Here is a 312-nt window from a genome sequence, read left to right on the forward strand (position 1 = left end):
GGCTGTCGTGGATGGCGGGGGCGAGGTCGGTGATGGTGGGGGTGTCGAAGAGGGTGCGGATGGTGATTTCGGTGTCGAGGGTTTCGCGGATGCGGCTGATGAGCTGGGTGGCCAGGAGGGAGTGCCCGCCGAGGTCGAAGAAGCTGTCGTCGATGGTGACGTGGGGGTGGTTGAGGACCTCGGCGTACAGGGTGCACAGGGTCTGTTCGAGCGGTGTACGGGGTGGGCGGCCTTGGGAGAGGGTGGTGAGGTCGGGTGGGGGCAGGGCCTTCTTGTCGAGTTTGCCGTTGGGGTTGAGCGGCAGGGCTTCCA

At 66.3% G+C, this 312-nt stretch carries 1 protein-coding gene; it reads right to left on the reverse strand.

Annotation, left to right across the window (positions count from 1 at the left end):
* On the reverse strand, positions 1 to 312 hold a 312-nt coding region (locus V5E28_RS49300), incomplete at both ends, for a phosphopantetheine-binding protein (protein ID WP_336217230.1).

Source organism: Nonomuraea sp. LPB2021202275-12-8, from assembly GCF_037044575.1.
In the GTDB taxonomy this organism is placed as follows: domain Bacteria; phylum Actinomycetota; class Actinomycetes; order Streptosporangiales; family Streptosporangiaceae; genus Nonomuraea.